Source organism: Gluconacetobacter dulcium (assembly GCF_014174165.1).
Taxonomy (GTDB): Bacteria; Pseudomonadota; Alphaproteobacteria; order Acetobacterales; family Acetobacteraceae; genus Gluconacetobacter; species Gluconacetobacter dulcium.
The window spans coordinates 123320-150183 of record NZ_JABEQN010000008.1 but is presented as its reverse complement, the minus strand read 5'-3'; the positions used below and the strand labels follow the sequence as shown (position 1 = coordinate 150183).

26 protein-coding genes are annotated in these 26864 nt (G+C 62.2%); 25 read left to right on the top strand and 1 reads right to left on the bottom strand.

From position 1 onward, the window contains the following. Positions 1–543: 543 nt before the first annotated feature. Both HLH25_RS08875 and HLH25_RS08870 read left to right on the top strand, forming a co-directional pair. Positions 544–1191 (top strand): DotI/IcmL/TraM family protein, encoded by a 648-nt coding sequence (locus HLH25_RS08875; RefSeq protein ID WP_182973713.1) that lies wholly within the window; start codon positions 544–546, stop codon positions 1189–1191. Then, positions 1192–2121 carry a DotH/IcmK family type IV secretion protein gene (locus HLH25_RS08870; RefSeq protein WP_182973712.1) on the top strand — a complete coding sequence of 310 codons (930 nt, stop codon included), beginning with the start codon at positions 1192–1194 and terminating at the stop codon, positions 2119–2121. It abuts the gene before it with no gap. Between the two features lie 36 nt (positions 2122–2157). Here the strand turns inward: HLH25_RS08870 and HLH25_RS08865 are convergent, their stop codons facing one another. Continuing rightward, complete coding sequence (locus HLH25_RS08865; RefSeq protein ID WP_182973711.1) at positions 2158–3342, bottom strand: RNA-guided endonuclease InsQ/TnpB family protein; 1185 nt, start codon at positions 3340–3342, stop codon at positions 2158–2160. Positions 3343–3433: 91 nt separating this feature from the next. Here HLH25_RS08865 and HLH25_RS08860 point away from each other — a divergent pair, with 91 nt between their 5' ends. The 23 genes from HLH25_RS08860 to HLH25_RS08750 all read left to right on the top strand — a co-directional run bounded on the left by HLH25_RS08860 (position 3434) and on the right by HLH25_RS08750 (position 26829). After that, on the top strand, positions 3434–4726 hold the full coding sequence (locus HLH25_RS08860) for a TrbI/VirB10 family protein (RefSeq protein WP_246401764.1): 1293 nt from the start codon (positions 3434–3436) through the stop codon (positions 4724–4726). Between the two features lie 807 nt (positions 4727–5533). Beyond that, entirely contained in the window at positions 5534–6004 is a 471-nt protein-coding gene (locus tag HLH25_RS08855; RefSeq protein WP_182973710.1) for a hypothetical protein, read from the top strand. A gap of 11 nt (positions 6005–6015) precedes the next feature. Continuing rightward, a complete protein-coding gene (locus HLH25_RS08850) occupies positions 6016–6561 on the top strand; it encodes a hypothetical protein (RefSeq protein ID WP_246401762.1) in 546 nt (181 codons plus the stop codon). A gap of 44 nt (positions 6562–6605) precedes the next feature. Beyond that, positions 6606–7010, top strand: coding sequence for a hypothetical protein (locus tag HLH25_RS08845; RefSeq protein WP_182973709.1), 405 nt, complete (start codon positions 6606–6608; stop codon positions 7008–7010). A 134-nt stretch (positions 7011–7144) separates the two neighbouring features. After that, entirely contained in the window at positions 7145–7552 is a 408-nt protein-coding gene (locus HLH25_RS08840; protein WP_182973708.1) for a hypothetical protein, read from the top strand. Then, positions 7549–10689, top strand: a complete 3141-nt coding sequence (locus tag HLH25_RS08835) for a type IV secretion protein DotO (RefSeq protein ID WP_310889072.1) — start codon at positions 7549–7551, stop codon at positions 10687–10689. The genes HLH25_RS08840 and HLH25_RS08835 overlap by 4 nt, the downstream gene beginning before the upstream one ends. 14 nt (positions 10690–10703) lie before the next feature. Next, positions 10704–11657 (top strand): TrbG/VirB9 family P-type conjugative transfer protein, encoded by a 954-nt coding sequence (locus HLH25_RS08830; protein ID WP_246401760.1) that lies wholly within the window; start codon positions 10704–10706, stop codon positions 11655–11657. Next, positions 11654–12553 (top strand): toxin co-regulated pilus biosynthesis Q family protein, encoded by a 900-nt coding sequence (locus tag HLH25_RS08825; protein WP_310889073.1) that lies wholly within the window; start codon positions 11654–11656, stop codon positions 12551–12553. Before HLH25_RS08830 ends, HLH25_RS08825 begins: the two co-directional genes overlap by 4 nt. Next, positions 12550–14253, top strand: coding sequence for a pilus assembly protein PilN (locus tag HLH25_RS08820; protein WP_246376989.1), 1704 nt, complete (start codon positions 12550–12552; stop codon positions 14251–14253). Before HLH25_RS08825 ends, HLH25_RS08820 begins: the two co-directional genes overlap by 4 nt. After that, positions 14250–14864 carry a hypothetical protein gene (locus HLH25_RS08815; protein ID WP_182973705.1) on the top strand — a complete coding sequence of 205 codons (615 nt, stop codon included), beginning with the start codon at positions 14250–14252 and terminating at the stop codon, positions 14862–14864. Before HLH25_RS08820 ends, HLH25_RS08815 begins: the two co-directional genes overlap by 4 nt. 11 nt (positions 14865–14875) lie before the next feature. After that, complete coding sequence (gene pilO2 / locus HLH25_RS08810) at positions 14876–16069, top strand: type 4b pilus protein PilO2 (RefSeq protein ID WP_182973704.1); 1194 nt, start codon at positions 14876–14878, stop codon at positions 16067–16069. After that, positions 16069–17706: a GspE/PulE family protein gene (locus HLH25_RS08805; protein WP_182973703.1), complete on the top strand. Its 1638-nt coding sequence runs from the start codon at positions 16069–16071 to the stop codon at positions 17704–17706. Before pilO2 ends, HLH25_RS08805 begins: the two co-directional genes overlap by 1 nt. Further along, complete coding sequence (locus HLH25_RS08800; RefSeq protein WP_182973702.1) at positions 17703–18827, top strand: type II secretion system F family protein; 1125 nt, start codon at positions 17703–17705, stop codon at positions 18825–18827. Before HLH25_RS08805 ends, HLH25_RS08800 begins: the two co-directional genes overlap by 4 nt. A 66-nt stretch (positions 18828–18893) precedes the next feature. Then, entirely contained in the window at positions 18894–19400 is a 507-nt protein-coding gene (locus tag HLH25_RS08795) for a type 4 pilus major pilin (protein WP_182973701.1), read from the top strand. Positions 19401–19409: 9 nt separating this feature from the next. Beyond that, positions 19410–19886, top strand: a complete 477-nt coding sequence (pilM, locus tag HLH25_RS08790; protein ID WP_182973700.1) for a type IV pilus biogenesis protein PilM — start codon at positions 19410–19412, stop codon at positions 19884–19886. After that, entirely contained in the window at positions 19883–21385 is a 1503-nt protein-coding gene (gene pilV, locus HLH25_RS08785) for a shufflon system plasmid conjugative transfer pilus tip adhesin PilV (protein WP_182973699.1), read from the top strand. The genes pilM and pilV overlap by 4 nt, the downstream gene beginning before the upstream one ends. Further along, positions 21382–22155, top strand: a complete 774-nt coding sequence (locus tag HLH25_RS08780) for a DUF1796 family putative cysteine peptidase (RefSeq protein ID WP_182973698.1) — start codon at positions 21382–21384, stop codon at positions 22153–22155. Before pilV ends, HLH25_RS08780 begins: the two co-directional genes overlap by 4 nt. Beyond that, positions 22152–22853 (top strand): lytic transglycosylase domain-containing protein, encoded by a 702-nt coding sequence (locus HLH25_RS08775; protein WP_182973697.1) that lies wholly within the window; start codon positions 22152–22154, stop codon positions 22851–22853. Before HLH25_RS08780 ends, HLH25_RS08775 begins: the two co-directional genes overlap by 4 nt. Continuing rightward, positions 22840–23295, top strand: a complete 456-nt coding sequence (locus HLH25_RS08770) for a DotD/TraH family lipoprotein (protein WP_343065492.1) — start codon at positions 22840–22842, stop codon at positions 23293–23295. Before HLH25_RS08775 ends, HLH25_RS08770 begins: the two co-directional genes overlap by 14 nt. Continuing rightward, the gene (locus HLH25_RS08765; RefSeq protein ID WP_182973696.1) at positions 23288–24223 is read left to right on the top strand and encodes a type IV secretory system conjugative DNA transfer family protein; all 936 of its coding nucleotides are present in this window, start codon (positions 23288–23290) and stop codon (positions 24221–24223) included. Before HLH25_RS08770 ends, HLH25_RS08765 begins: the two co-directional genes overlap by 8 nt. Next, complete coding sequence (locus tag HLH25_RS08760; RefSeq protein ID WP_182973695.1) at positions 24220–25356, top strand: secretion/conjugation apparatus DotM-related subunit; 1137 nt, start codon at positions 24220–24222, stop codon at positions 25354–25356. The genes HLH25_RS08765 and HLH25_RS08760 overlap by 4 nt, the downstream gene beginning before the upstream one ends. Next, a complete protein-coding gene (locus tag HLH25_RS08755; protein ID WP_182973694.1) occupies positions 25353–25715 on the top strand; it encodes a hypothetical protein in 363 nt (120 codons plus the stop codon). The genes HLH25_RS08760 and HLH25_RS08755 overlap by 4 nt, the downstream gene beginning before the upstream one ends. Continuing rightward, on the top strand, positions 25708–26829 hold the full coding sequence (locus HLH25_RS08750) for a type IV pilus twitching motility protein PilT (protein ID WP_182973693.1): 1122 nt from the start codon (positions 25708–25710) through the stop codon (positions 26827–26829). Before HLH25_RS08755 ends, HLH25_RS08750 begins: the two co-directional genes overlap by 8 nt. Positions 26830–26864: the final 35 nt, after the last annotated feature.

Genomic DNA, 26864 nt, shown 5'->3' with positions numbered 1-26864 from the left:
AAGGCACCCAAGACCATCCTTATCGCCATCGCACGCCAGCTTCTCGTCATCCTCAATGCCATGATCCAGAAAGGTCAGACTTTGCAGATCACATGATCAACACAGTTGCCCCCCCGCACAATTGCGAATCACTGTCAACCAAGAGCCATCGCCGTCCAGTCCAAAATCTCTCATTCCACGGACTCGATCTGGGCGGGCGATCTGGAACAGTGCGGCGCTTACTCATCTCGCGGAATTGTGGAAACGCCTGTACTCGCCTACGTACATCGCAGACTATCTCGGGCTTCCGGTCGGTACGATCAAAACAGCAGCCCAACGCGCTGGGCTGCCTAGCCGCGCGGGCCTGACCCTTCTCAAGTCGGCGCCCAGCGGAAACCCGCTCGACGTCCCTGAGAGCCAAGTACTCACCGAACAGATGATAGAGAGAGTCTGCCAGATCACGCGGACCATCTTCTATCAGAACGCAAAAGACCGTCGACGACAGCATTACAGCAGGCTTGGCCAGCTCAGAATTGCACGAAGTGCCACTGGTAGCATTCATTGATGCTGAACAGTCGCATGGCCTTGCAGCGCCGCCTCCTTGATCCGGAATTTCTCCAGCGCACGATAAAACACGCACTACTCGCCTTCACGGTAAGCTTGTGCCTGAACATACTTCTCGCGCTGGCCCTGGTCGTCGAGGTCTCCCACACGCCACATGTGCGCTACATCGCTCACGATTCACTGGGCAAGCCTCGTGAGCTCATCGTGACGGATCAGCCGTATTTTTCGGATTCGGAAATAACGAATTGGGCTGTCGCCAAAGTAACCAATCTCTACACAATGAATTACGTCGATTATGCCAAGCACCTTGCGGTAGCCGCAGCCGATTTCGACATTCCAGCGTGGAACGCATGGGGGCAAGCGTTTAAGGGGCCAGGCAACATTGAGTTTATCAAGGAGAAGCGCGTCTTCCTCACCGCCTCTCCAAAAAGCGCAGCGACAATTCGTTCTGAGGGAAAGAATGAGCATGGGGAATACGAATGGCACGTTCACTTCCCGATGCTGCTACGGTGGGAAAACTCTTCCGGATCAACAACAAACCTGCTCTCTATTGATGTCACGATCCGAAGAACAAACGCGCCTGAACACCCCGATGGGCTCGTGATTACAGAGCTTAACGCCCCTCGCGCTTCGGATAACGGAGGGTAAATGCGGCGTCTCTATGGTTTCGTCGGCGGCTGGCTTGCGCTTGCCGCCGTCCACTCGACGGCGCTCGCACAATCTCAACCGGAGGCGCAAGACCGCAACCCGGTTGATCCCGCATTCCGCAATCTCCCGCCACCGCCGGTCATGAGGGGCCTATACGACCGCTACGATCAGGCCGAGAAGAATCTTGACGGGATTGACGACCCGCACCGCCTCGCTGTGCCTGTCTCCAGGTCGGTCACGATCTCGCTTGCACCGGGCGCTCAGACAAACATTGTGCGCATAGCCCAGGATTATCCCGCCTCAATTACGTTTCTGGACGAAACGGGCCAACCGTGGCCTATCGCGTGGGATCTCGCGACCAACAAGGGTGGTGGTTGCGATGCGAGGGGACAGGGACAAAACCCAGCCGTCCGCGGGGTCGGCATATATGCTTGCGTGCCCGAGGCGGGTTCGAACGTCCTTCAGCTAACGCCCATCTCCCGATACGCCCACGGCGGGGTCCTGGTGAGCCTGAAAGGCGCGCCGAAGCCCATCAACTTCATGATTATGGCGGGTACGGGCGCTTACGACGCCGACCTGACCGCACGAGTGCAAGGCCGTGGTCCCAATGCAAAGTCCGTCCCGGTTACGGAAGCGGATGCCCCGGTTACGGGAGCATCGTTCTTCAACGCCTTGCTCGATGGTGCGCCGCCGGCCGATGCCGTTCCGCTTACGGTGAGCGGTGTCAGCCCCGATCACACCCGTGCATGGAAAATCGGCCACGAGATGTTTCTTCGAATGGACAATGGATATTGGCCCGTATCTCCAGCCCCGAGCGCCCACCAGTCAGAGTATGATGTGGGGATATTCGAGATTCCGGAAACCTCTGTCGTCCTTGTATCAACCGGAACACGGATGATCAGCGTGTCCCTATCGGAAGACGCCCCTTAACATCTTCCTCGCCCTAAAGGACGAGGATTTCTCCGGTCAGACCGGATGTAGTTTTCGCTTCGACGCCGCAGTTACCTGTGGCTCCACGACAGGAGTGTTCCCCCTGTGAAGAATATTGAGGGCGGCATTGTGATCGGCATTGGCACGGAAGCCGCATGTAGTGCAGACGAAGGACGCTTGGTTCTTGCGGCTTCGACTGTCCACGGCTCCGCAGCACGAACACGTCTGCGAGGTAAAGCGCGGGTCCACCTTCACGACACAATGCGCCTTGTAGAACAGCATAGTCTCGATCTGGTGCCAGCCCACGTTGAGAATAGCGCGGTTGAGCCCGCGCTTCTGTGCGACGTTTCTGCCGGGGTTCTCCAGGGTTCCGGCGGCACTGGCGGTCATGTCTCTGGTACGCAGTCGCTCGATAATCGCAGTTCCGTGGTTCCGGCAGATGGCGGTTGTAGTCTCGTGCGCCCAGTGCTTGCGGATACGGGCGGCCTTTGCTTTGAGTGCTGCAACGCGCTTGCGGGCAAGGGCGTGACGGTTCGAACCCCGTTTGCGACGTGCGAGGACGCGTTGTGCCTTACGTGCCTGTCTCTCGATGACGTCGAGCCGTTCCGGCAGAACGTAAGCCGTGCCATCGGAGAGCATGAGCGGCACGGACACGCCCCGATCAATGCCAACCGCGCCCTCGGTCGCAAAGTCGCGGATGTCGCAGTCCTTGCAGCCGATGCTGATCTGCCAGCCGAGGGCCGTGAGGCTGACGGTTGCTTCCGTCAGTTTACCCGACAGGTTCCGCGTCATGCGGAACTTGACCCAGCCTATCTTCGGCAGACGGACACGGCCCCAGCGGCTGTTCAGGCGCTCAACGGTTATCTCACGTCCGTTGAAGGTGAAGGCATCGTTCACGCCTTTCTTCTTCGGTTGCGGATAGCCGCCAAGGCCCTTGAAGAAGCGGCGGTAAGCATCGTCCAGCGCCTTGAGCGCGTATTGCTGGCAGGTCTGGCTGACAGCGCGGATAAAGTCTACCTCGCGACGGAGCGCCGTCAGTTCCCGCGCCTGCGTCACGTAGTTCAGGTTGTCGCCGGTTCTGGCCTGATAGTTCCGCCAGTGTTCGCGGCGCTGTTCAAGAGCAAGATTCCACACAAGACGGCAGACGCCCGAGAATTGAAGGAAGGCTTCTTCCTGCAAGGCGTTGGGCTTGAGCCTGTATGTGAAGCCACGAAACGACATGCAATTAACTTAATATGGAAAGCCCGTTCAGTAAAGAGCGGAGCCGCTTTCCTCCCCGGCCTGAACGCCGGGGTTTCCAGCGGAGTTTAGGATGAGCGACGGAGCTCCGGCGACGCCGATTAGCCGCACGCCACTCGGAAAGAGTTTGGTCGCTACACGATCCATCGGTCTGGCAGTTCTCGGCCTGGTCGTCGTCTTCGGGGGTGGATGGTATCTCCTCGCGCACGACGATCACCCTCGGCCGAAAGCCAGCGATCTGATGCCGCCTCAGATGGCGGCGCCGGCAGGGGGGCAGAATCACTCGGACATGCTCGACCGGACCATGCGAGACAAGGAAATGGCGGACGCTCGAGCGGCCGAGGCGAGCCATAAGTCATTCGCAAGCGCGCTCGCGACAAACGATCACCTCAAGGGAGACAACTCCCCGGTCATCGGAAGTGCCCCCGGCGAACACGAACATTCCACCACGCCCCCTCGCCGCGCACCGCCACCAGCGGAGCACCACCAGGATCCCCCGCAATCGCCCGATGGAAGCAACCCTTTTACGCGAGACCCAGCGGAAGACGCTTCCCATGGCGATCACAGCGCACGCGGGTCCCGCGGAGCGAACAATGGAAGTCTTTCCGACCTGGCAGAAGCGGAGTTATTCGCCGCCTGGAGCAGCCATGCCCCGTCGCTCGATGTAAAGCTACCGAGCCAGGGCGTTGGAGCAGCGAAGCAAGGCTCGAACGGACAGGCTTTTACGCGCACTCCTGAGCAATCGGGGCCGGAGACGGCCACGACCGTTAGCGGATCGTCGGGCCCTCCAGCGGCATCGCCGCGCAAGGGCAAGGGGCGTCCGCTCGTCGCGGCGGGCCGTGGCGTCTACGGACACGCTGTACTGACTGCGAACAGTGATATTGGTGGTCAGGCGCTCGTAGAAATCGATAGCGGAGCGCTCATCCACGCTCGCGTCTCCGGTGCGTTTCAAAGAAAAGACAATTTCCTCGTAATCAAGTTCGACAAGCTCATGATCGGGGATGCCGACCCGATCGGCATTTCCGCCTACGCTGTTTCACCCGATACGGCAGAGACTGGTGTCGCGTCAGACGTCGACGAGCATATCGCGACAAGAATCATCCTGCCGACAGCCGCGGCGTTCGTCGAAGGCCTCGGCAACGCGATGCAGAATACGAACACGAGCAGCTATACGAGCGGGGTTGGCCTTGCCTCCTTCACACACCTGACACTGCCCCAACAAATGGGGGTTGCCGCCGGCAAGGCGGGACAACAGCTCGGCCAGATCCTCCAGCAGGCGACCCCCCAACAGGCGACGGTCTGGCTACGGTCCGGCGATCCTGTCGGTGTTGTTTTTGAGGAACCCGTCTTCGCCCCCGGCGAATAGCGCCAGAACCCCTGCGGTTACACACGCATGTGCGATCCTGATCCTCGCCGAAAGGAGGGCCAGACACTCATGCGAGGTAGCGCGATGCGACATGACAATGTCTCCGACGTGACCCCAATGTTGCGTGCGCGCCGCCGCGCACAGGGAACGGACGAGGACAGCGGCACAAACGACCCCGTCACGGAGTCCGAGGAGTTATCGGCGCTCGATGCGTCCGGTGAGGACGCCGGCGACGCGGCGGGCCGGATTTCCCACGGCAGGGTGCCCGCAGCGACAGACGGTGATCGTGGGGGCGTCCGGCGAGGGCGCCTCACCACACCGATCTTCCTTGCGACCGCAGCGACCGCCGTAGTCGCGGGCGCCGCGCTGGTCGGGCCTCACCTGTGGACCGCAGGGCCCAAAGTCCGCTCCCTGGCGTCCTCGGCCGCCAAGACAACTACCCCCTCGGTCACCGTCGCGGCGCGGGACGTTCCTCCAGCAAATGCCCTGACCCCGCCGGCCATGCCCTCGCCCGCCGGGCAAGAGGATGCTTCGAACACTGAAGAGCCGTTCAGCGGTGCGGGTATTCCCGGGCCACCTGCTGTAGCGGCTGTGCCCAGTGCGCCCGCGCAACCAACGCCGGCCATCGCCCCAGCTCCGGCTCCGGCTCCGGCTCAACCACAGCCTTCCAGTCCTGTTTCGCAACCTGGCACGCCACCCCTTACGGCCGTCCCAACAGCGATCCAGACCGTCTCCCCCGCCCCGAGTGCGCAGCCGGTCCCGACCGTATCAGCAGACACTGAAAGCCCCGCTCCCAGCAGGGACGAGATGCTTGAGCTCAACCTCGCCAAGCAGATGGCAGGCCTAGCCGATCATCTCGCGACGCTCGAGAAGCAGGTGAGCAGCCTGCAGGTGTCCCTCGGGGAGAGGATCGGAGCGGCCGGCGGCCGGATGGATGAACTGCAGCACCGAGAGGATCTGGTTGAGAAGACCCTGACAACGATTCAAGCGGCTACGGCACGGCCACAGGAAACTGTTCCAGCCCGGTCGCCACAAAGCCACGCGACACCCCCGAATTCAGTAGCTCGGCCCATTGCGCCAACCGGACCAAGCGAGCCGGGACGCCCAGTCTATCACGTCCAGGCGGGGGCACCTGGTATTGCGATACTCCAGGATAGTTCGGGGAACGCAATCCGCGTCGTCAACGACGACACCGTTCCTGGTTGGGGCGCCGTTAAGGGCATTACGCAGATCGGCAACGCGTTCGTCGTCCACACCGAGCATGGCGTCATTCGGTAGGAGCCGACGTCATGGAAGGTCTCTTCGACTTCGCACAAGACATCGGTCTCGCCTTGTCGTGGGTCCTCCCGCTGCTGTGCTACGTCGGCGGGTCCTGGTTCCTTGTCGGCGGGCTCCTCGGAATTCTGCAACGGTCTGCCGCGCCGAACGGCCTGCTCGCCAAGCCGTTCGTCCCCGAACTGATGATCGCAGTCGGCGCGACGTTCCTGTCGTTCCCGGAATTCCTCAATGTGGGAAACCGTACACTCGGCTTTGCGGCCAACGTTGACCTGGGAGCGTCCCAAAAGCTCAGCTTCTCGACGGACACGCTCTCCAACGCCGCAAAGGGAGGGCCGCTGCAGACCCTCACCGCGATCTTGACCGTCTGGCACACCTATTTTGCCTGTTACGGCGCGCTGATCGTCTACTTCGCGCTCGTCCGACAGGTCGGCCGCGCCAAAGGCACAAACAACAGTTCGCCCGCGCTGAACGCCGTCATGGGCATTTCAGGCTTCTTCGTGATGAACGCGGACGTCATCGCTCCCGCTCTGCTGAAGGAACTCAAGCTGGGTTCCTGATGCGGCCGTCTCTTCTCGTTATCCACCACAAAAAAGGAGGCTCTATGCCGAATTTAGATTCACCCCGCAGGACGCCGGGGATTCGCCGCGCCACGGCGCTCACCGCACTTGCGCTCTCGGTCGTGGTGCTCGCCCCCGGCGCACACGCGCAGGCGATCGACGACATCATGCAGCAATCGACCGGACATGCTCTCAGCGCGTGGTCATACCTCATGAATGCCTTTTGCTGGATCCTTGGAAGCATACTGCTGATCATGTGCGGGCTCGGCTGGTATCAGCATCAGCGTAACCCGAACGCCGGGAGCCGGCCGGGTATGCTGGTCGCGGCCGGAGTGCTGGGGGGCGTGTTTCTTGCCTTTCCCTTTTTCGCCAAGACTGCCTCCTTTACGATCTTCAACTCCGGCCCGACCGTAACCGGCGAGCAGCAGCAGATGCGGTTCGACAGGTGATGGACCCCGTCTCGCTTTCGATGCAACCCGCGGGCTCGCTCAGACTTGGTCCGCTTGCCGCAAACGCACCCGATCGCTGCGCGTGCTGCGGTCATCTCGCGCCGGCGGCTTCGGTGGCGGGACGGGCCCTCTGCATGACATGCGTTCCAGCATTCGCGCTGGACGAGCCGGACATCGACAAGGTCTCGGCGCTCATATGGCTGCCCCACCTCGACCAGCCGGTGGTCAGCCGCCTGGTGACGGCCGTCCATACAGCCCGCGCGGCCGACAGCACCGTCATCCCCACCACTGGCCCGGTGGGCTTTGCCAAAGCGGCCCATGCTGTCCTCGACATGCTGCTTGCGCAACGCGCCGCTGCCATCGCCCGGATCGGCACCGATCGCCCGTCAGTGCTCCGCGCCGCCGGCCTGTCACTCAACGGTATCACCATTCCGAAGCGCACCGGTGTCTCCGCGCTGCGCTTTGTTGCATTGGGGGGATGGTTTGGGCCCGACAATGGGCTCTACCAGTCTGCCGCGGCTGAGTGGATCCGCGGCCCGTGAACCTCATACGTAAAGAAAAGTCAGAGAAGCCAGCTCCAGTCTCGCGGGCAGGCTTGTCGCTCGGCGATAGAGTCCTTCAGGCCATCGCCGCAACGTCCAGCCTCTTCAAGCGGGACCTGACTGCATTCTGCGACCTTGCGACCTGTGACCGGCATGGCATCGTCACGTTCGGCGGTGATTACGTGACCGTCCTGAGACTGCGAGGCATGCGGCGTATCGCCAGCGGGCCGGAAATCCGGGCTGCGTCGTCTCGTCTCAGGCTTGCCTTGACGAGCCTGTTTGCCGCCCCCGGACACGCACTGCAGTTCTCATACGCGGCAGATCCTGAGGGGGTCGAGAAAACAATCGCTCGTAATCTCGACGAACGCCGCACAATTGCCGCAGCGCTGAACGCAGAGTTCGAAGATATCTTCGCCGAACGCCAGCGTGTCTTGCCGCCTTTTATGCGTCAGGAGCGCATCTATCTCACATTGTGGACGCGGCCAGGCCGCCTCTCCAGCCAAGAGGCACGACAGGCAAGGGCGGAGCGCCGGCGAAATCTCGCTGGACTGCCGCCGCTAGGTGACGCGCAAAACCCTTTTCTGGGAAGCCTCGAACTCGGCACGATCCACTCATCGTTTGTCCAAGGCGTCCTACAGGCTCTGGCCGGCGAGGCCGTGCTTGCTGACATCCTTGCCCCTGAAGCTGGCCTCCGGGCGATCAGGGAGGAGATCTACCCTGAGACCGCCGGAAGCGACTGGACGCCCTCCACGCCGCTGGGGCGCTACAGCCAGACGGTCCCTGACGAGATCCCGCCCCGGGATGTCGCGGACGTCCTGTGGCCCCCTCTCCGCGAGCAATTATTCCGTGACGATGCGCTGACGCCCGACTTTGCGACGGCCACTCTGTCCACGCTTGACTGGACACCGCTTGAACTCACGCGAGCACCTGAGATGCCGCATCCCGGGGCTCCGAATACGCCCATACCGAGTTTCACGGAACTCGCTGCGAAGCTGGCTGGCCGTCGCATGCCCTGGCGCATGGTTGGAATGATCGAGGGCATCCGCCCCGGGTACATGCTCTGGAAGGACGCAATAGCCACATTCCTGAAATTTGGCGCGAACCTCCCAATCAACATGGCATTCGCCGAGATCAAGGACATGCGGGCACGCCAGGAGGATACCCCGGTGAAGCTCCGCATGGCATTCGCAACGTCTGCGCCGGCAGGGCAAACCGAAACCTTGAAAGTACGGGCTTCGCGCCTGGAGCAAGCGATCCAGTCGTGGGGCGGCGCCTCCGCAAGCCGGGTGTGTGGCGACCCTCTCGCCGGCGTGTTGTCGTCTGTGCCAGGGCTGGCCCTCGCATCGACAGCCCCCCCGTCAGCGGGTCCCCTCTCACAAATGCTCGCCATGATGCCGTGGGCACGGCCGGCGTCGCCGTGGCTCGACGGTGCAATGCTGTTCCGGGCGGCCGACGGGACGATCGTCCACTACGACCCAGCCGGATCCGGCCGGGACGCCGTGCTCGATCTCTTTGTCGCCCCCTCGCGACACGGCAAGTCGATGCTCGCGAATGCACTGCTCCTAAACACCGTGCTGAGCCCGGCGGCAATGACGGCGCACGGAGCCCGGGTCCCTCTGATCGGCAAGCTCGATGTCGGCGATTCATCTTCCGGGTTCGTGGACATGGTTCGTGCCGGCCTGCGCGCGGCAGACCAGCATCTGGCACTTCATGTGTCGTTTCAGTTGATCGAAGAACACGCCGTCAACATCTTTGATCCTGAGACCTGTTGCCGGATGCCGCTGGAATACCACACGACTTTCCTGCGAAACTTCCTCGGCCTGATCTGCACGCCGATTGACGGGCAGCCGTTCGAGTCCATGAACCAGTTGATCGACGCGGTCATCCCGGCTGTCTACGAGTTCTTCTCCGACGATGGACCTTCGGTGCAGCCAAAGGTCTGGCGGCCTGGAATCGATCCGACTGTCGATAGGGAACTGTCCCGGAATCGAATTGCGCCTGAGCGAGACACCCCTTGGTGGCAAATTGCAGATTTGTTCGCAGAAGCGGGCGATATGCGGATGGCACATCGGGCGACCCAGTGGGCAGCGCCGACCATTGGTGATCTGATCCGTGTCCTTCGGGAGCCGCGCCTACAGCGGTTCGAGGACGTCACCCCGACGTCTGGAAAAGAGTCCACCATCGGGATTTTCCGCCGCTACATCACCCATTTTATCGACAAATACCCGTCTCTGAACCGGCCGACCCGTCTTGACCTTGGCGACGCCCGGATCGTCGTCCTCGACATCGGCCGGGTGGCGCCCGAAGGGATCGGGGAGTCCCAAAGACAGACCGAGCTGATGTACCTTCTCGGCTTTCACATCGTCGCCAAAAACTTCTTCCTTCACCCAGACGATGCCGAGAGCGTGCCGCCTCATGTGAAGCAATACCATCGCAGGCGGTTCGAGGAGTTTCGTGAGAGCTTCAAGCGGATCGAGTGTGACGAATTTCAACGCACCGCCGGCGCTCCACATATCCAGCGGCAGTTTGAGGAAGCGGCCCGACGTTCGGCCAAGCTGAACGTAAAGATCGGACTGGCAAGCCAGAAACTCGACGACTTCGGAGAGTACCTGATCTCCCATTCAACCGGCCGTTTTATTCTCGGCGCGCCCGATGAAAAGGAAGCAAAGGCGATCTGCGAGCGCTTCCAGCTCAGCGCCGCCGCACGGGCAATCGTCTATAACGGTTTGAACGGACCGCGGCCGGACGGTAGCGGGGCGCCCTTGATCTGGCAGACCCGCGTAAAGCACGAAGTCTTCGAACTCTTTGTGCTGAATCTGATGGGTCCTATCGAGCTCTGGGCCCTGTCCACCAGCCCAAAGGACACCGCACTGCGGCGGCGCCTATATGACGCGCTGGGCACCGCTGAGGCACGCCGCAGGCTGGCAAAGGTCTTCCCGCGCGGAAGCGCGGAGGCCGAAATAGAGCGTCGTGAAACGGCACGCATCAAAGCAGGGCAAGACGCCAGTATTGACCTCGGAGGGGTCATCGACGAACTCGCTCGCGAGATCTGCGACGGCACGGGCCTGGGGACTGTGATCAGGCCGTCCGCTGATTCGACCGGAGTCACAAACGATAGCCCCATAATCTCCCCATGAAGACTGCCCGGATCTTGACCCCTATCATCGGCGCGGCCCTGATTGCCGGGTGCAGCGAGGCGGCGAACGAGCCCGTTTCCGTCTCGGTTCCAGGCATGCCCTCTCCCGAGTTGGCGCTGCAACGCAGCCTCGATCGGATCAACGGCTTCCTGGGCAGCATCAATGAGCGGATCGAGACCCCCGCACGCGGGGCCATACCTCTCGCCGTAACGGACACTCGCCGCGCGCAGCGGCCCCTCAACATCACGCCACCGACCTCCACGCCGAGCGCCGTGCCTGAGCCGGCGCAGGCCCAAGAAGCACGTCCGGTGTTTGGACCGTCAGCGGTCTGGTTCGCGTACGGGGACGGTTATCCGCGGATCCGCTGTGCGCCCGGAAGCATCTGCCTTGTGAGGCTGCAGCGCGGCGAGACGATGGACGGAAGCGCGCTCACGGGCGCCGACCTCGGTGGGTGGCGCGCCGACCTCGTTCGGGGCACGCGAGGCGTCCACGCTGGGTGGGCAGTTGCTCTGACCCCACAGGCCGGCGCGCGGCCATCGGTTCTGCACTTCGCCACGAGCCGGCGCTCTTACGCTCTCGCGCTCCAGCCAGACGGCGACACCATGCGCACAGTCGCCTTCACTTACGGGCCGTCCGACGGCACGACCCAACCTGAGCCGCCGACGCCGACGTCACAATCCCCGGGAAAATCAGGACCGGACTTCACCTACCACATCGAGGGTCCCGATCTCCCCTGGAAGCCGATGCGTGTCTACTGCGACGATGGGCACACCTATTTCCAGTTCCCGCCCGGCGGGATCGTCTCAGCCCCTCGATTGCTCGTCATCTCACCTGCGCTTAGTGCCGCGCAGCCCTACAGGGTGATTGGGGACTCCTACGTCGTCGATCGGCGGGTCGATCAAGCGATGCTGATAGGAGCCGGGCCTGGCGCGCCTGTGATCCGAATTACCCACGGAGGCAAGACGTGATCCGACGCCACCCCACCCTTATCGGCGCAACTCTGCTCGGGCTCATGGCCGGCTGTGCCACTGAGACGCCCGCCGACAGGGCCTCTCATGTTACCGGGGCAACATTCCGGGACACGTCCGCGCTGACGGTGTTTATCGCGGATATCCTCGCCAACAGTATGGACCCTGGGCAATCAACCCTGCGTCTGTCTCCATTTGAAGGAGCCGACGAGGCCCACGCACAGACGCTTCTCAGCGACACCTTGCGGGAGCGCGGTTTCGCGCTTTCCCCGGACGGGATGCCTTACCCCGGCGCGCACACCGTGCGCTATTCGATTTCGGCCGTTGGTCTGAACCTGCTTCTCGAACTCGATGTCGATGACGCCGCAGCAACGTGCCTTTACGGGCATGCAGCCGATGGAGCACTGATCCGGACGGGAAGCTGCACACTGCGCGCTGGCGCCTCACTTGCAATGCGCATCCCGTCCCAGCCGGAGCTTCATACGGTCGAGCCGAACATCCGAGGCGTCAACGTATCTCCGCTGCCGGCGCCTGCGCGGACAGGCGCCGCACTCCCGATCCACGAAACGCTCATCAACCGGCAGCCGCAGGCGCCGACGGCCCCGCCGGCCGCGCCGCTCAAGCTGCAGCCTCCAGCGGAGATCTGGACGCTCGTCGAAGGACAGCCCATCCGCGATCAGATGATCGCCTGGGCCGACCGCGCCGGTTGGAAGGTCGAGTGGCCGCACGAGCTGAACTGGAATGTGCCTGCCCTCACCACCTTCACGGGCGATTTCCACACCGTCATGAGCGACGTGATTCGCACGATCGCGGATGAGGGCAAGTCCATTCGCGCGGAATTCCACTCGAGCAACCGTTTTCTAGTCGTCACGTCGCCCGGAGGACAGGGCCGTTGAAAACCAAACGTCATATTCTCTCGGCCGTCGCGATGATGGCGCTTCTAAGCGCGTGTCAGGACTTCCAGGAGGCGAGGCGGAGCGAAGACGATACTCTCGCGCGATCGCGTGACTCCAGGGTACCGAACACGCCGATTATCACCGAGAGCGACAAGCCGTGGCTCGTGGGGGAGACACTCCATGATGCGGATCCGCTGCCCGACATTCTGAAGGTACAGTCCTCGCTCACGATCGCGCGCCCGGTCTCCCTGCGGGATGCCGCCATCCAGGCCAGTCGCCAGACCGGTATCCCCGTCCGGATCGCTCCGGATGCCGAACAGGACGATCTGGCGGACAGTCTCGGGTCTGCCGGCAATCAGACTCCCATCACCTTCAACGGCACCAACCTGCCTCCGCCGCCGGTTGCGTCCGCTCTCGCCTCCGCCGCCGCTTCAAGAACCCGTTCTTCCTTCCCGGCCTGGCGCGGCAGCGGCAACTGGCTGGCATATAGCGGGACACGCGAGGGCGTCTTCCAGGCGATCGCGACACGCTTTGGGGTATGGAAGCGCTGGGTCGATGGACACATCGAGTTCTTCCGGACAGAAACGCGCACTTTCACCATTCCGGCGTTCCCCGGAGACACGAACGCGAACACCTCGATCGTGGCCTACACGGGGGGCGGGAGTGGCTCATCCGGCGGGAGCATGTCGGGCGGGGGCATGAGTGGCGGCGGCGGTATGGGCGGTGGCGGTATGGGCGGGTCCTCGGGAGGCTCATCCGGCCAGTCCGCGGGCATGGCGTCGATCAGTAACACCAGTAAAACCAATCGCTGGAAGACCATCGAGCGCACGGCCCAGATTGTCTCAGGAGGAGCCCAGGTCGTCGCAGATGACGGGCTCGGAACACTCTCCGTCACGGGCACACCCGATCAGGTCGCCCGCATCGAAGACTGGATGCACGGCGTCAACGAAAGTCTGATGAAGCAGGTCGCCGTCGAGGTCCACGTCTACACGGTGAAGATCACTCGGGAGACGAATTATGGCTGGAGTCCGCAATTTGCATTCAAGTCGCACAACGGCCTGGTCGGCCTGACGTCGACGCCGGCGACGATCCCCTCGATCCAGTCCGGTGACACTCCGTTCCGCTTCGGCGCATCGATCCTCGACACGGGTCGCGGAACCGGCGGCCTGTTCTCCGGATCGAACGTCGTTTTCCAGGCGTTGAACGAACTTGGCAACGTCACCGAGCAGTACGATCGGTCCGTCGTCACCACCAACGGTGTCACTGCGCCCCTCCAGAACGGCATCAACACGACGTATCTGGCCAGCACCGTATCCACCCTTGCGACCAATGCCGGGACGGCCAACTCCTTGTCCCCCGGCGTGGTGATGTCGGGCTTCATGGGCTCGGTGACGCCCAAGATCGTCGACAACCGCATTCTGCTGCACACCAATTTCCTGCTCCAGACACTCCTTGCGGTGCAGAACATCACGTCGAATGGCTCAAGCATCCAGGCGCCGAAGACGTCGAGCACTTCGCTAGACGACACCGTTGCGCTCCCGAGCGGCTCGACCCTGGTGTTGAGCGGCTACGTCGACGATGCCACGTCCCGCAGCCGTACCGGCGTGGGATCAGCACTGAACTGGCTCTTCGGCGGCGGCGGTGACGCCCAGGTAACCAAAACACACGTCGTCGTCACAGTGGAGGCCCGGACCCTATGAGACGCAGCGCCATTGCAGCCGCGGCCATCGCCCTCGCCGCGCCTCTCCAGGTGCGGGCCCAAACCCCAATCCCTGAATGCGCGAGCCGTCTGGCGGAACCCGCGCCCGGTCAGGTACTCACGCCGGCGGAACTGGATGCGAATAACGCCTGCGTCACCGTAATGCAGCAGGCGAAGATCGTCTCCGACCTTGGCACGGCAATGCAGGAGAACATTCGCCGCCTGACCGAGAAAGACAAACCGCGAGCAGCGGTCGGAGCGGCTGATCGATCCGCTCTCGAATTTCAGCCGCCACCCCTCCCTGCACGGCAAGACGACGCCGTGCCGGCACCGCCCGCGCCGTCTCCAGCGCCGACCTATGACACCATATGGACCGACGGCGGGCGGACAGGCGCTACCCTGCGCTTCAGCGATGGCAGCAGCCAGGACGTGGAACGCGGAACGCGCCTTCGCGACGAGAGTGTCGTTACCGCCATCTCATCGCGCGGATTGACCCTGCGTCGGCCGGACGGCTCCATCCTCACCCTGCGTGGAAGCAGCGACGCCCCCACGCCGACCCGAATCATCGCAGTGCCCGGCGCGCCGAGCTATCCGCCGCCGACACATGGTTAACGGGGCGAATCATGGCATTCTTCATTCGGGCTGAGCACAGAATCTGGTGCGGCGACCTGCGTTGGCGGACATACGAGCGACGTCCCTCGCTCTTTGCTCTCCGCTCCGAGGCGCTCGGCCTCGGAGCAAACTACACGGTTCGCTCTCCTTTGTTCCCGGGGGCCATCGGCTTCCTCGTAGCCGAGCAACTCGATCTCAAGGAATCCTTCCACAGCCTGATGCTCGCGGTCGCATCGACGTTTGGCCCGCGATATTATGGCGAATACGAGGTTGGCCTCGATCAGTTCTGGGTCGTGGCAACAGACGACACCGGCCGCCCTCTCCCCGGATCGGACACCATCTACCGAGACGAGACGATCGCGGCCGTCCGCAGCGGGTTCGAAGGCTTCACGTTCGAACGCCGGGACATCCTCTCCAGAGCAGAATTCGAAACGCTGCAAGCCGGCCTTCCTGACGCTCCCCTTTCTGTCCGCTCTACCTCGCTCCGGCCCGTATATCTCGCGGCGGCTGCGACCCTCACCCTTGCCCTCGGTGTTGCCGAAGGCACCCACGTTTACCACAAGCATCAGCAGGAACTCGTCCGGGCCAGAGCGCGGCAGGCAATGCTGCATAGCCCAACGAAGCCTAAGCCGGCGCCGGAAGCTCCGAGCACACCGCCGACCATTCAGCCGTCTGCGTGGGTTAAAGCATGCGTCTCCGCCGTGCCGTCCGCCGCATTCCACCGCGGCTGGGTCGTTGCTGGCGTGCTGTGTGCCGACGACAAGACGACAGTTTCATGGGCGCGTAGGGGAGGCTCGCTCAGCGACGCTCCCCCCGGGGATATCACCAACAACGGCAACATCGTCGACGACGCTTTACCCCTGCTTGTCGCGCCCGGGGTTCCCGAGGAGCAAGACAACACGCTCGAGGAACGCGACCTGTTCGGATTCCTCCAGGCTGCAGGCGCGCCGGCGCAGATTAATCGCTCGCCCGTCACCCTGATGATCGGCAACCGTCGGCTGCCCATGACAACCACGAGCGCGACGTTCGCGTGGCCGGGCGATCCCATGGCCGTGCGGTGGGACCAGTTCAAAGGGCTGCGGATGATTGAAATGAAGCGCGCGTACCTTGGGAGCGAAGCTGGTCCCACCTTGGGCGCGTGGCAATTCAAGGTCTCGTTCACCGAACCCGTCGTGCAGCCAGTGACCAAAGGGAAGGCGAGCTGATGCTCAATCTGCTTCTCCGCAAGAAGGCTACGGCCCGAGAAGACAATGCGATTCAGGTTCCCGCCGAACTGCGCGGGCAAATCCACATCGACGAGATTAACCAGGTTGTTTTCGCGAACGAGGCGCTCAAACGTCGCGAGGTCATGCTGACGTGGTTGGCTGAAGCGCGCCATGAGCCTCGCCTCGCGACGCTTCGTGTCGAGTGGGAGCGCATGGGGACCGTCACAGAGCGCATCCAGCAGGCACACCACGACGCTCTTGTGGTTTCTCGAGACGACAATCTCGATGAGGAGGTACGAGGCGAATGCCTGGCCTTGCTTCGTGAGGGAGCGGAAAGCGGCGTCTCCGATATCCATATCCACCGCAAGGAACGCCATACTGAAATCATGTTCCGGATTAACGGAACGCTCGTCGTCGCCCACGAATTGACGAATGACCATGCCGACCGTCTGATCCGCGCCATGTACACGCTCGCGAGTTCTCGTGACAGCGCGTACAGCGAGGGCGAATCCCAGGATGCAGCAGTTGCCGGCGATGTCCTCAAGGGCACTGGCCTCGCCAATGTTCGTATCGTGAAGGGTCCTTGTTTGCCGGTATCCGAGGGCGGCAAGTTCATGATCCTTCGACTACAGTATGCCAGGTCCGGCAGTGCTCGTCGTGGCACCCAGCCGGCGGTTGAATTCCACGCACCTCGCCGGCCGGAAGGGCACCTGAAGCTCCTGGGCTATGGCTTCTCCCAAGACCAGGTCGATCGCATCCTCAATATCTCAATAGCGCCCTCGGGCGTGCTGATTTGCACCGGCCCGACCGGCTCAGGCAAGACCACGCTGTTGTTCGAGACGTTGCAGCATAAAGCCCGTACGGAGCCTGGGAGACGTCTGGTCACGATCGAACAGCCGGCCGAATATCCGATGCCATGGGCTATCCAGATGGATATCTCCAACGCCCTTTCCGCAGACGCTGCCGGAAAGGAGTTCAAGGCGCGGCTACGAAACGCCTTGCGTATGGACCCCGACGATATGATGGTCGGCGAGATCCGTGATACCGAGGTGGCCCTCACCACCTTCGACGCAGCCCAGACCGGACACTTCGTCGTCACAACGCTCCACGTCGATGACCCGTTCGATTATCCCCTGCGCCTGCAGAACATGGATTACGAACGTCTGAGTTTCCGAACCACCTGCAACGCCTCGATCGTGCGCGGCATCGTGGGGCAGCGGCTCCTGCCCACACTCTGCCCCCATTGTGCCGTGCCCTGGAAGGGCGACGACGACCGTATGCCACGTCGGACCCGCGAGGCTGTACCGACATGGGGCCCAGATCCATCGCGCATCCGCCGCGCGGGACCAGGCTGCCATCACTGCCTGGGTACCGGGATCGGGGGGCGAACAGCAGTCGCGGAAGTCGTGGAAACCGACGAGGAGCTGATGAGCGACTTTGTGCGACACGGCGTTTCGGTCGCCCGACATCGCTTTCGAGCCCGAAAAGGCGTCGATGCTTCGATGGTAGAGACCGCCATGGGTCGGGTATTTGCCGGCCTCGTCGATCCATACCAGGTCACCGCGAAGGTCGATCGCATCCGTACATACGACGCCGTCATGGCTGAACGCGCCGCCGGCGCCGCCGAGGCAGCATGACGCTCAACATCGTTTACACCTCAAGCGCGCGATCCCGCCCTGGCGTTACCGCCAATCTGACGGAATGGCTCGACGTCCATATGTCCTTCCGTTGGAGGACAAGAGCCCAGCTCTACCGGATGATCTCGGTTCGTATGCGGCAGAATGCCTCAGTAGACCGCATCCTTCGCATGTATTCGCGCCAACAGAAGCGCAGACGCCGCTCCTCCGTGCCCCGCCTGCTCGATAGCGTTTTGAGGCGCATGACGGAACAAGGCCTGCCCTTCGCCGAGGCGCTTCGCCCATACATCCCCGACGACGAATATATGATGATCCTCTCGGGAGAGCGTGCCGGCGACATCGGGTCGGCAATGGACCTGGTGTGCGACATCAAGACGAGGACAGGCCGGATCATGCGGGCGGCGCGAAGTGCGGCCTTTCAACCGCTCATGTACATCGTGGTGCTCTTTATCTACCTGTACGCAATGGCCAAAATGGTCATCCCCTCCCTCCTGCACGGGGTTCCAGGCCAGCACGCCGCCAGCACCTCCCAAGACGTGCTCGTCTTTGCGGCAAACCTTGCGACCGGTGCGAATGCCTTCATCATACTTGGATCGCTGATCGCCACCGTTGTCGCGGTCTGGCTCAGCCTGCCGAGATTGACCGGGCCGCTGCGTGTGGTGCTGGAGCGCATGCCCCCGTGGTCGATTTACCGGAACATCCAGGGATACATCTGGATTTCGAGCTTCATCGCCCTCGTACGCGCCGGGATGACCGATACCGATGCTCTCGCACACCAGATGCAGGGGGCTTCGCCATGGCTCGCCGAGCGCCTTGGCGCCATCCTGGCGCGCCTTGGTCCGAGGGGAATGTCGCTTCCGGAAGCGATGGAGGACAGCGGGTTGGCATTTCCGTCTCCCGAGGTCATCGACGATATCGAAGCTAGCTGGGGCGGCAAGGGAGCATATGGGCGCCTCCTTGAGTCCAGCAAAATGTGGGCCGACGAGATCGAGCTTTCGACGCTCGCGCAGGCTGCCGCGATCAAGAGTTTCGCCACCACGCTGATGATGCTCCTCGCTGGGGCACTCATCGTCGCATCCAACAACATCGGCTCAAACATGGGCGGCGGCCAGCCAATGTGACCGCCGTGCGCGCAGTCACAAACGAGCCGGGGATACTGCCTTACAAAACCATCACAGGGGCTTCGCATGGACCAGATTATCTCCCTACTCGTGAAGGCCGGGGCGGTATTGCTCGCCGTGGTTGCCGTGCTCGCCGGCTCCTACGAGGTCTTCTCACGCAACAACGGTTCAACTGCCGCCGGCGAACAGAGCCAGCTCGCGACCAACATCGAGACCTATTACAATGGCGGCATGATGGCTCGTAATTACTCGAGCATCTCCAATAGCTCCGCGATCCGCGCGGCGCTGGTGCCGAAGTCCATGCTCAACGGCGATGGCAATACTATTGCCGGTCCATGGGGCGGCTCCACCGTGACGATCGGCACATGGGGCAATGGATTCCAGGTTGCCTGGAGCAATGTCGACGGCGACTCCTGCGCGACCTTCGCCAGAAGCCAGGCGCCTCAGAACGTCAATATCAATGGCGACGACATTCCGCTCTCCAACAGTGATGCGGCAACCCAGATTGCCAACGCCTGTAACGCCTCCAGCGGCGCAAGCACGGCCTCCGTCACATTCGAGTATGCCGGATAACCGGCACATATGCCGTTCATCCTCCTCGCGATGTGGCTTATTGTAACCGTGACGAGTTCGATGCTGAGCCTCCATGTGGTGCAGAACCAGAACACGCCGCTATCCTCGGGTAGCGGCGCTGCTGCGGCACAGGCGTGGCTCGCGTACAAGGCGGCGCTGCTCAAATATCTCGAGGACCACCCGAGCGCTACCGGCTCGATTACTCTCGGTCAGCTCGGCCTCGGCAGTAATGGATTTGATCTCTCCAGCGCAGGAAATCAGATCGTGCGCAACGACCAATCAGTCACCATCGAAGCGTGGATGGAACTGACGTCAGATCAGATTGCCGCCGCCATCCACATAACGAACGGCGACATGAGTATCGGCACTTCACTCGGCGATCGATGGACGACTCCTTCCGCCGGCAACATGGGATTGCTTCCTGTTTCCGCGCCAGTGGGAGACGCTGTGTCTGTCGTAAGCCTCTCGGGAACCGGCTACCGATGAGCTCCCTTATTGGCGTGATGATTGCGACGCTCATCACACTCACAATTCTCCCGCGCTACTTCGGCATGATCGAGAACGGCACCACGCAGGCTGTGAATGCCACCACAGCCGGACAGTTCCAGGCGCTCCTGAAGGCCGCCCAGCTCTACATCGACAAGCACGGATCTGATCTCGCGAGCACTGTTCCCGTAGGAGGAACGTCGCCGATCGACATCTCAGCTCTGATTGCCGACGGCGACCTGCCGTCCGGCTTCACCACCGTCAATCCATACCGTCAGAACTGGCAAATCTACGTTCGCCAACCTGAAAGTAAAACCCTCGACGCAATCGTCGAGAGTTCCGACGGGATCACACTGACCGGCCAATCCGCCGTTGCGATCGCGTCCCTGACGGGCGCGCAGGGCGGCTTCGTGCCCGAGGACGGAATGTTCGGCTCCATGAATTCCTCAAATGCCTATGGAGCAAGCGGCTCCTGGCAATTGCCTCTTGCTGGATTGCCAAATCCAGGCCCAGGCCATCTGTACGGCATCCTCGTCGGGGCAAACGCATCGAGCGAGACCACGGATTACCTTTATCGCGATTCAGTCGCTGGACATCCTGAACTGAACACAATGCGAGCCTCGCTGGATATGGGTGGGAACGACATCAACGACGCCAACAACGTCAACGCAACTCGCGGCGTCTTCAACGCCGGCAACCCGAATGGTGGCTATGGCGGTGTAAAAGTCGGGTCGGCCTATCTCTACGGCGATGACAACGACGCTGCGGTGCGAACGCCCGGGACCGTCTACATGCAGCACTACGACGGCACCCCGGCGAATATCGGTGCCGACACCGGTTATTTCACGCGTAACATCGGGGTCAACGGCCTTGATCCGTATGCCGGACTTCCTGCCGGCTGGGGCGGGGGCCTGCATGCGAAGGACGGCTATTTCGAGGGGACCATTGCCACCGGGACCGGTGGCAACCAAAGCAATATCATCACCAATTACGGGTATGTAAAAGTCGGTGATCACGTCGACATTCAAGACCACGCCAGCGTCCTCAATCCCGGGTGCGGATTATGGGTCAGCGGAGCGTGCTTCTACGGCGACACCACCAACGCTGCCGTTGAGACCCCTGGCTCCGTGTCAATGCAACATTACGACGGAACGAACGCGGATCTTCAGGCCGACCACGCCACGTTCACTTCCGTCAGACTCGGCACCGACGGAGGCAACGCCTGGCCGGGCAATTCATGCGGACCCAATGGTACCATTGCCGCAAAAGCGGACGGCTCCGGCCGTCTGCTGTCGTGCCTGAATGGGACATGGCAAATTCCTCCCGCGCAGATATCGACCTACGTCCCGACAACGACACTCCGGTACACAGGGTATAATCGTCCAAATCCCGTTACCGGTGGCTACAGCTGTCCACCCGGCACAACCGACATGAACATCGAACAACTTTGGTATGGCGATTACGGCTTCAGCTCCCTCCATCTCTGCAGCGCCGAATGAGAAGCAACGCCATCCACCGCGAGCCCGGGGCGCAGGTGAAGCGCGGGACATATGATTTCACGCCCGCATGGCTTCTTTCCATGCGGACGTCGCTGACGCGGTATCAGCATCGGCGCTCAGGCAAAATGCCGGATTACGGTACACGCTCGATTAACGGCAGGAAGGTGCGCCACATCGTACCCCTCGGGACTCACTGTCTCACGGCAGGCATTCTCCGCGCCGCCGAGCTCAGGCGATATGCGTTGCCGTTCGACTGGATCTTCTCGACGCCGGGGATGATATTGCACGTCCTCGAGACGGACTTCCGAGATTTCATGCCACCGGCCGGGCAGGCCCACCCCACCTATCGAGATCGTTTCGGCCTGTCCGACATGTTTCCCCATGCCGACCTGACCTCCGCCTCGACCCGAGAGTCCTTTGCGCGGCGCATCGCGCGCTTCAGAGGGATTATGGCGGCCCACGAGGCCACGCTATTCGTTATGATTTCGAGACCCTCGAATCCAATCGGCTGGCATTTTGAGCCCCTGACGGATCTACTTGAACGCGAGTGCCCAAACGCCGAACTTCTGGCGGTGCAATTGCAATCCCCCCGCCTTGCCGGCGAGAGCGTCGGCATGGAACTGGTTCAGCGAAGAGGCAGATCGCGGCTCTACGACTTTCGGCCAGCGTCCGACGAGAGTGCGCTGGGGTACTTTCCCGATGTACTCGACGAGCTCCTGATCCTGCGTTTGATTTACCAGTATCACTTCGACCTGACGGACGTACAATGACGGATCTCCCGCCATGCGCTGCCGTCGCCGCCGACGCATATCATGTGCCGAGTGCCATCATCGCCCACGTAGTGGAAAACTCCGGACAAAGGGGGATCGGCGTGATGCGCATCGATCCCGGCTGGTTACCTATTCTCGAACACGCAGGGTTCGACCCAACACTGGTTCGGGACGACGTTTGCATGAACATCGCCGCCGGCGCGTGGATTCTCGCATGGGCAGGTGCCGGCGGCCATGGGGGGCAGCCGCATCAACACGAAGCTCCTCCGCCCGCGAGGCCGCTGCCTGGAGTCCTTTCCACCTGCGTTACCCGCGCCGCAGCCCAGTATCACATTCCGGAAGTCCTGTTCCGCGCTATCCTGCTGACAGAGGGGGGCGCGGTTGGACGCATCTCCCGTAATCCAAACGGCTCGTACGACATGGGGCCGGCGCAGGTGAACTCAACCCATCTCGCGGAACTCGCTCATTTCGGGATCACCCGGGACGAACTCATCAACGACGGGTGCTTGAATCTCCATGTCGGCGCATGGATCCTCGCCCGCGAACTTGACGGTCATACGCCGGCCGAGCCAGGAGAATTCTGGCGGCGCGTAGGGAATTACAATTCCCGCACTCCGAAGCTCAACCAGGCTTATCAGCGCAAGGTATGGCGGAACGCATCCATCGCCGCGCAGTCACAATCACATGCTCCATCTTGACGTCATGCGACGCAGCGAACCACGCTCCCTTTCTCCCATCTCCTTACTCCTCATTCTGTCGATTTCGGCGTGCGCTCCGCGCGAAAGCGAGCCCACACCTACGGTCGACCAAGGAATGGCCCACATTCTCAACTCGTTCGACCAGATCGGGGCTGTACGATTTCCTATGGTGCGGGCGGGCTCTGTTCTCCCGGCTGAGATGAACCGCCCAATGAACTGGCACTGGAGCGGTCCGGTCGATCGAGCAGTCCTCATGATCGCAAACCGACTGGGCTATCAAGCCGACATTCCTGCGGCATCCGCTGTGCCGACCGTCCGGATTGACCGTGAGGACACAACGATTGGCGGTCTACTGGACGAAATCGCCGCCGCGTCTGCCGGACGCGCAGTAATCGAGGTGGACGTCCCCAACCATACTCTTAGGGTGATTTGGCATGCGTGAAGCACTCCGTCCCGCTGTTGGCTTATTCATTGCATCCCTTTGCGCGTATCCCGCGCACGCTTCCGCGCAGAGCGACGGTCCCGTCGAGAGCCCGGTGCCTCAGATCCCGGCCACGGTGCCTGCGGCTGCCAACGCGATCGACACGCCGATCGCGGGAGCTTCCGAAGCTCCCGATATTCCGGACGTCGATCGGCCGCCATCCCTTGAAGCGCTGATGGCCATCCGGCCCGGTTACTCTCCAAAAAAGGAGGAGGGCCACGACCGGGACGAGGCCGTTCGTCAGGCAGCATGGGCAGCCGGCGCACAGGGCGGCCGAGCAGCAGAGTCATTCGCAATCAACGAGATGCTCCGCCGCTACGCGCCTATCCTCGATCGGAAGATCGATTTCCGCACGCTCGTACTTCCCGCCGGCAACGGGCAGACGCTGCTTCGGCCGCCCGTGGTCACTGAAGCGCAAATGGCACTTGCTCTCGATCCGACAGGCCAAACGGCGCGTGAAACTGCAACAGTCTACCAGATCACGCGAGAAGCCCGCCTCGTCTCCGCCGTGCCCCAATGGAGGACGTGGCTTGTCCGCACCGTCGGCGCCGTCGCCCCCCCTCCCGACGTTCTGCGTCCGCGCACGCCGCACGAGGTGGAAATCTGGAAAACCGGGCTCGCTTACGGTTGGGCCTCAGGCGAACGGCAGGCCGTCGATATCTTCCTCGCGGATCTCGGCCGCCTCGAACGTGACGTGATGGGAATGGCCCGCTACCGACTCTTACTCCGTGCCGGAAAGGTTGCGCCGCCCGAGATCAGCTACCGGCATGTAGACGTCGAGGGTGGGCACGACATCATGCGCCTCAGCAATGACGACGTGAAAATTCGAATGCAGCCAGGCCTCGACGCGAACCGGGCGCATTGGCGTGTGACGGAAGACGCGCAATGAAGCCCTTCTCCCCTGACGCGGGCACACGAACCCTCGATCCTGAGCGCCTGAGCAGCCTGTTCGTCGGGATGACGATCGGCACTGCGCTGCTCTCCTTCTTTCTGTGGTGGAAATTCCATACCCAGATGGCCACCGCCATACTGGCGGTGCAGGCGCTGGAACTGGAGGCCATCGGAGCCTTCACGCACCAATTTGATCCCTTGCGGGAGCACCTCCGCGACGCAGATCCGGAACATGTCTCCGCCCGAACGCTCTGGACACTGTGCACCATTACCGGGTCCGTTTTACGCTGGGTCGCCATTCCCGTTATTGTTGCTCTTGCTTTCCTGTGCCTCACGCGCGCTCCCCGCGAGCGCTACCGTCGACGCTTCGGTCTTGATGGCATGCAGGCCGCCCTTGCACGGATCCACCCGCTTGGATTGGCGTGGATCGGGCGCGGCACCAAGCTCACTGAGCCCGCGCCGGCGAACCAGCCGCTACGCCCGATGGACCCGGCACTACGTGCCTCTGAATGGCGCGAGCGGCACATGACGGGAGAGACGCGACATGAGCGATTCATCAAAGGCAGCCTGGCCCTCAGGTCGCAGTTGGGTCACGAACTGAAAAGCTTGACGTCATTCTCGCCGATAGAGCGGACGTTGTTCCTCGTGTTCGCCCTTTTTGACCAGCGGAGAAAGGATGAAGCTTTGGCGGCCCTTGAGGAGCTATCGAGGGCGCTGTCGAACCCACGGCTGAAGGGAGCCCCGACGGCATTCGCGACGCTGCCCGCACGGTATGTCCGGTCTATTGATCGGCGCCTCTCGAAGGAGAGGTTCCCAACAGCGCTCGCATTGATAGGCAAGCATGCCTGGACGCGGCCCGCCTTGCTCTCGCTCATGCAACAAGCACGCCTCCGCTCCGGCGTCGTGAACCCGGGCATCTTTGCCTCTGTGCAGCTCGTGGATCGCAACCTGTGGCTGGTCCTTGCGGCTGCCTCCTATCCCCGGGACGGCCGGCCGGCTCATGACATGACTATCGCACCATGCGCTGAGGCAGCCGCCGCCATCGCGCACTGGGGCGCAGAGTGTCGAGCGGGAAGCCCGCTCGTCCAGCCGGATTTCACGTCAATCCTCCACGCACTAGACCAGCCATGATCACGCCTCCCCCTCCGCCGACCGACCTCATGATTCTGTTCATCACCGCCAGGACGGCCGCCCTCGAGCTTAGGGAATGGGTGGTCCGCCGGTACAACCTGGGTGATACGCATCTTGACGCGGCGATGGTCACCGTACTCCCTCAACTGGACCAGGCCGCGAGGTTCGACGTCTATTTTGGCTATGACGTATCAGCAGCCCCTGCGTCTCTCCGAACGCCCATACAGGCCTACATGACGGCGCTACGCGGCGGAGGAGCCAAACGTGCCCGCGCCGAACTCCCGCAGTCGCTCATCCGTGCGCATCGCCGGGTCATCAGGGTCGTTGAGGGGCCCCAGAGGAAGCGCGGCGATGGGTGAAGACAATTACTGGCCCGAGGACGGAAGCCACCTGCGAAGCGAGAATCTGGACCGTTTCCTTGTGTGGTGCGCGACGGAAGAGGCCTCGCGCATCGAAATCCAAACGAAGATGCCTGTTACAATACGGGTGCATGGCCGAAACCGGCAGGTTACCCGCGACGCGAGCCTTCCGCTCGATGTGGAGGATGCGGTCACCCACGTCTTTCGATCCGCGACCGGCGTCGCTGAACTCCGCAAGGGCACGCCCCTGGATCTGAGCCACACAATCCGTCTCGATCGACGTTCGCGACGGCACTCCTTCCGGCTGAATGCCATCGGTACTCAGGTCGGCTCGGAGACCGGTATCTCGATGACCTTCCGACCGCTCGCCGACATACCGCGGCCGCTGTCCGAACAGGACGTCGAGCCGGCATTGATGGAGGCACTCGCTGGAGACCGGGGAATGTACCTTATTTGCGGCGCCACGGGGTCCGGCAAGACGACCCTGATGGGTGGAGTGAACCGGGCACGCCTGGAAGATCCCGGCATCCACTGTGACATAATCGAGGGATCGCAACCGCTCGAACTTCTCTACGATCTGGTTGAACGCAGGAACTCGACAATCTCGCAATGCCAGGTTCCCCGCGATGTTGCGACGTTTGGAGAGTTCATCCGCGCAGCCATGCGCCGCGAGCCCACTGACATTGTAGTGGGTGAGTGCCGCGACAGCGACACGATGGAGAGTGCTATTCAGGCAGCCATTTCAGGGCACCGCCTGACGTCCTCGCTGCACACATTCGACTGCCAATCCACCATCCGTCGCGTCGCCGCTCTCTGTCCAGGGGACCAGCGCGACAATCTTACCATCTCCTTCGTGGAAAACCTCCGGCTGCTGGTGAACCAGAGGTTGCTGCCATCTACTGATGGGAAGCGAACGCCGATCCGTGAGTTCCTGCCCGTGAACCGCGCCATCCGCAACACGCTGCTTGACGCCCCTCGTGACCAGTGGCCGCGGCTGACACGCGAAGCTGTACACAAACACGGCCAGACATTTGAGCAGGCGATAACGAAGGCGTTCCAAGCCGGCCGGATTTCCGAAGCCGTGGCAGCGGCAGCAATGCAACAGGAGCAATGAAATGCCTGAGGGAACAAACGCACTCGCTTCCGGCG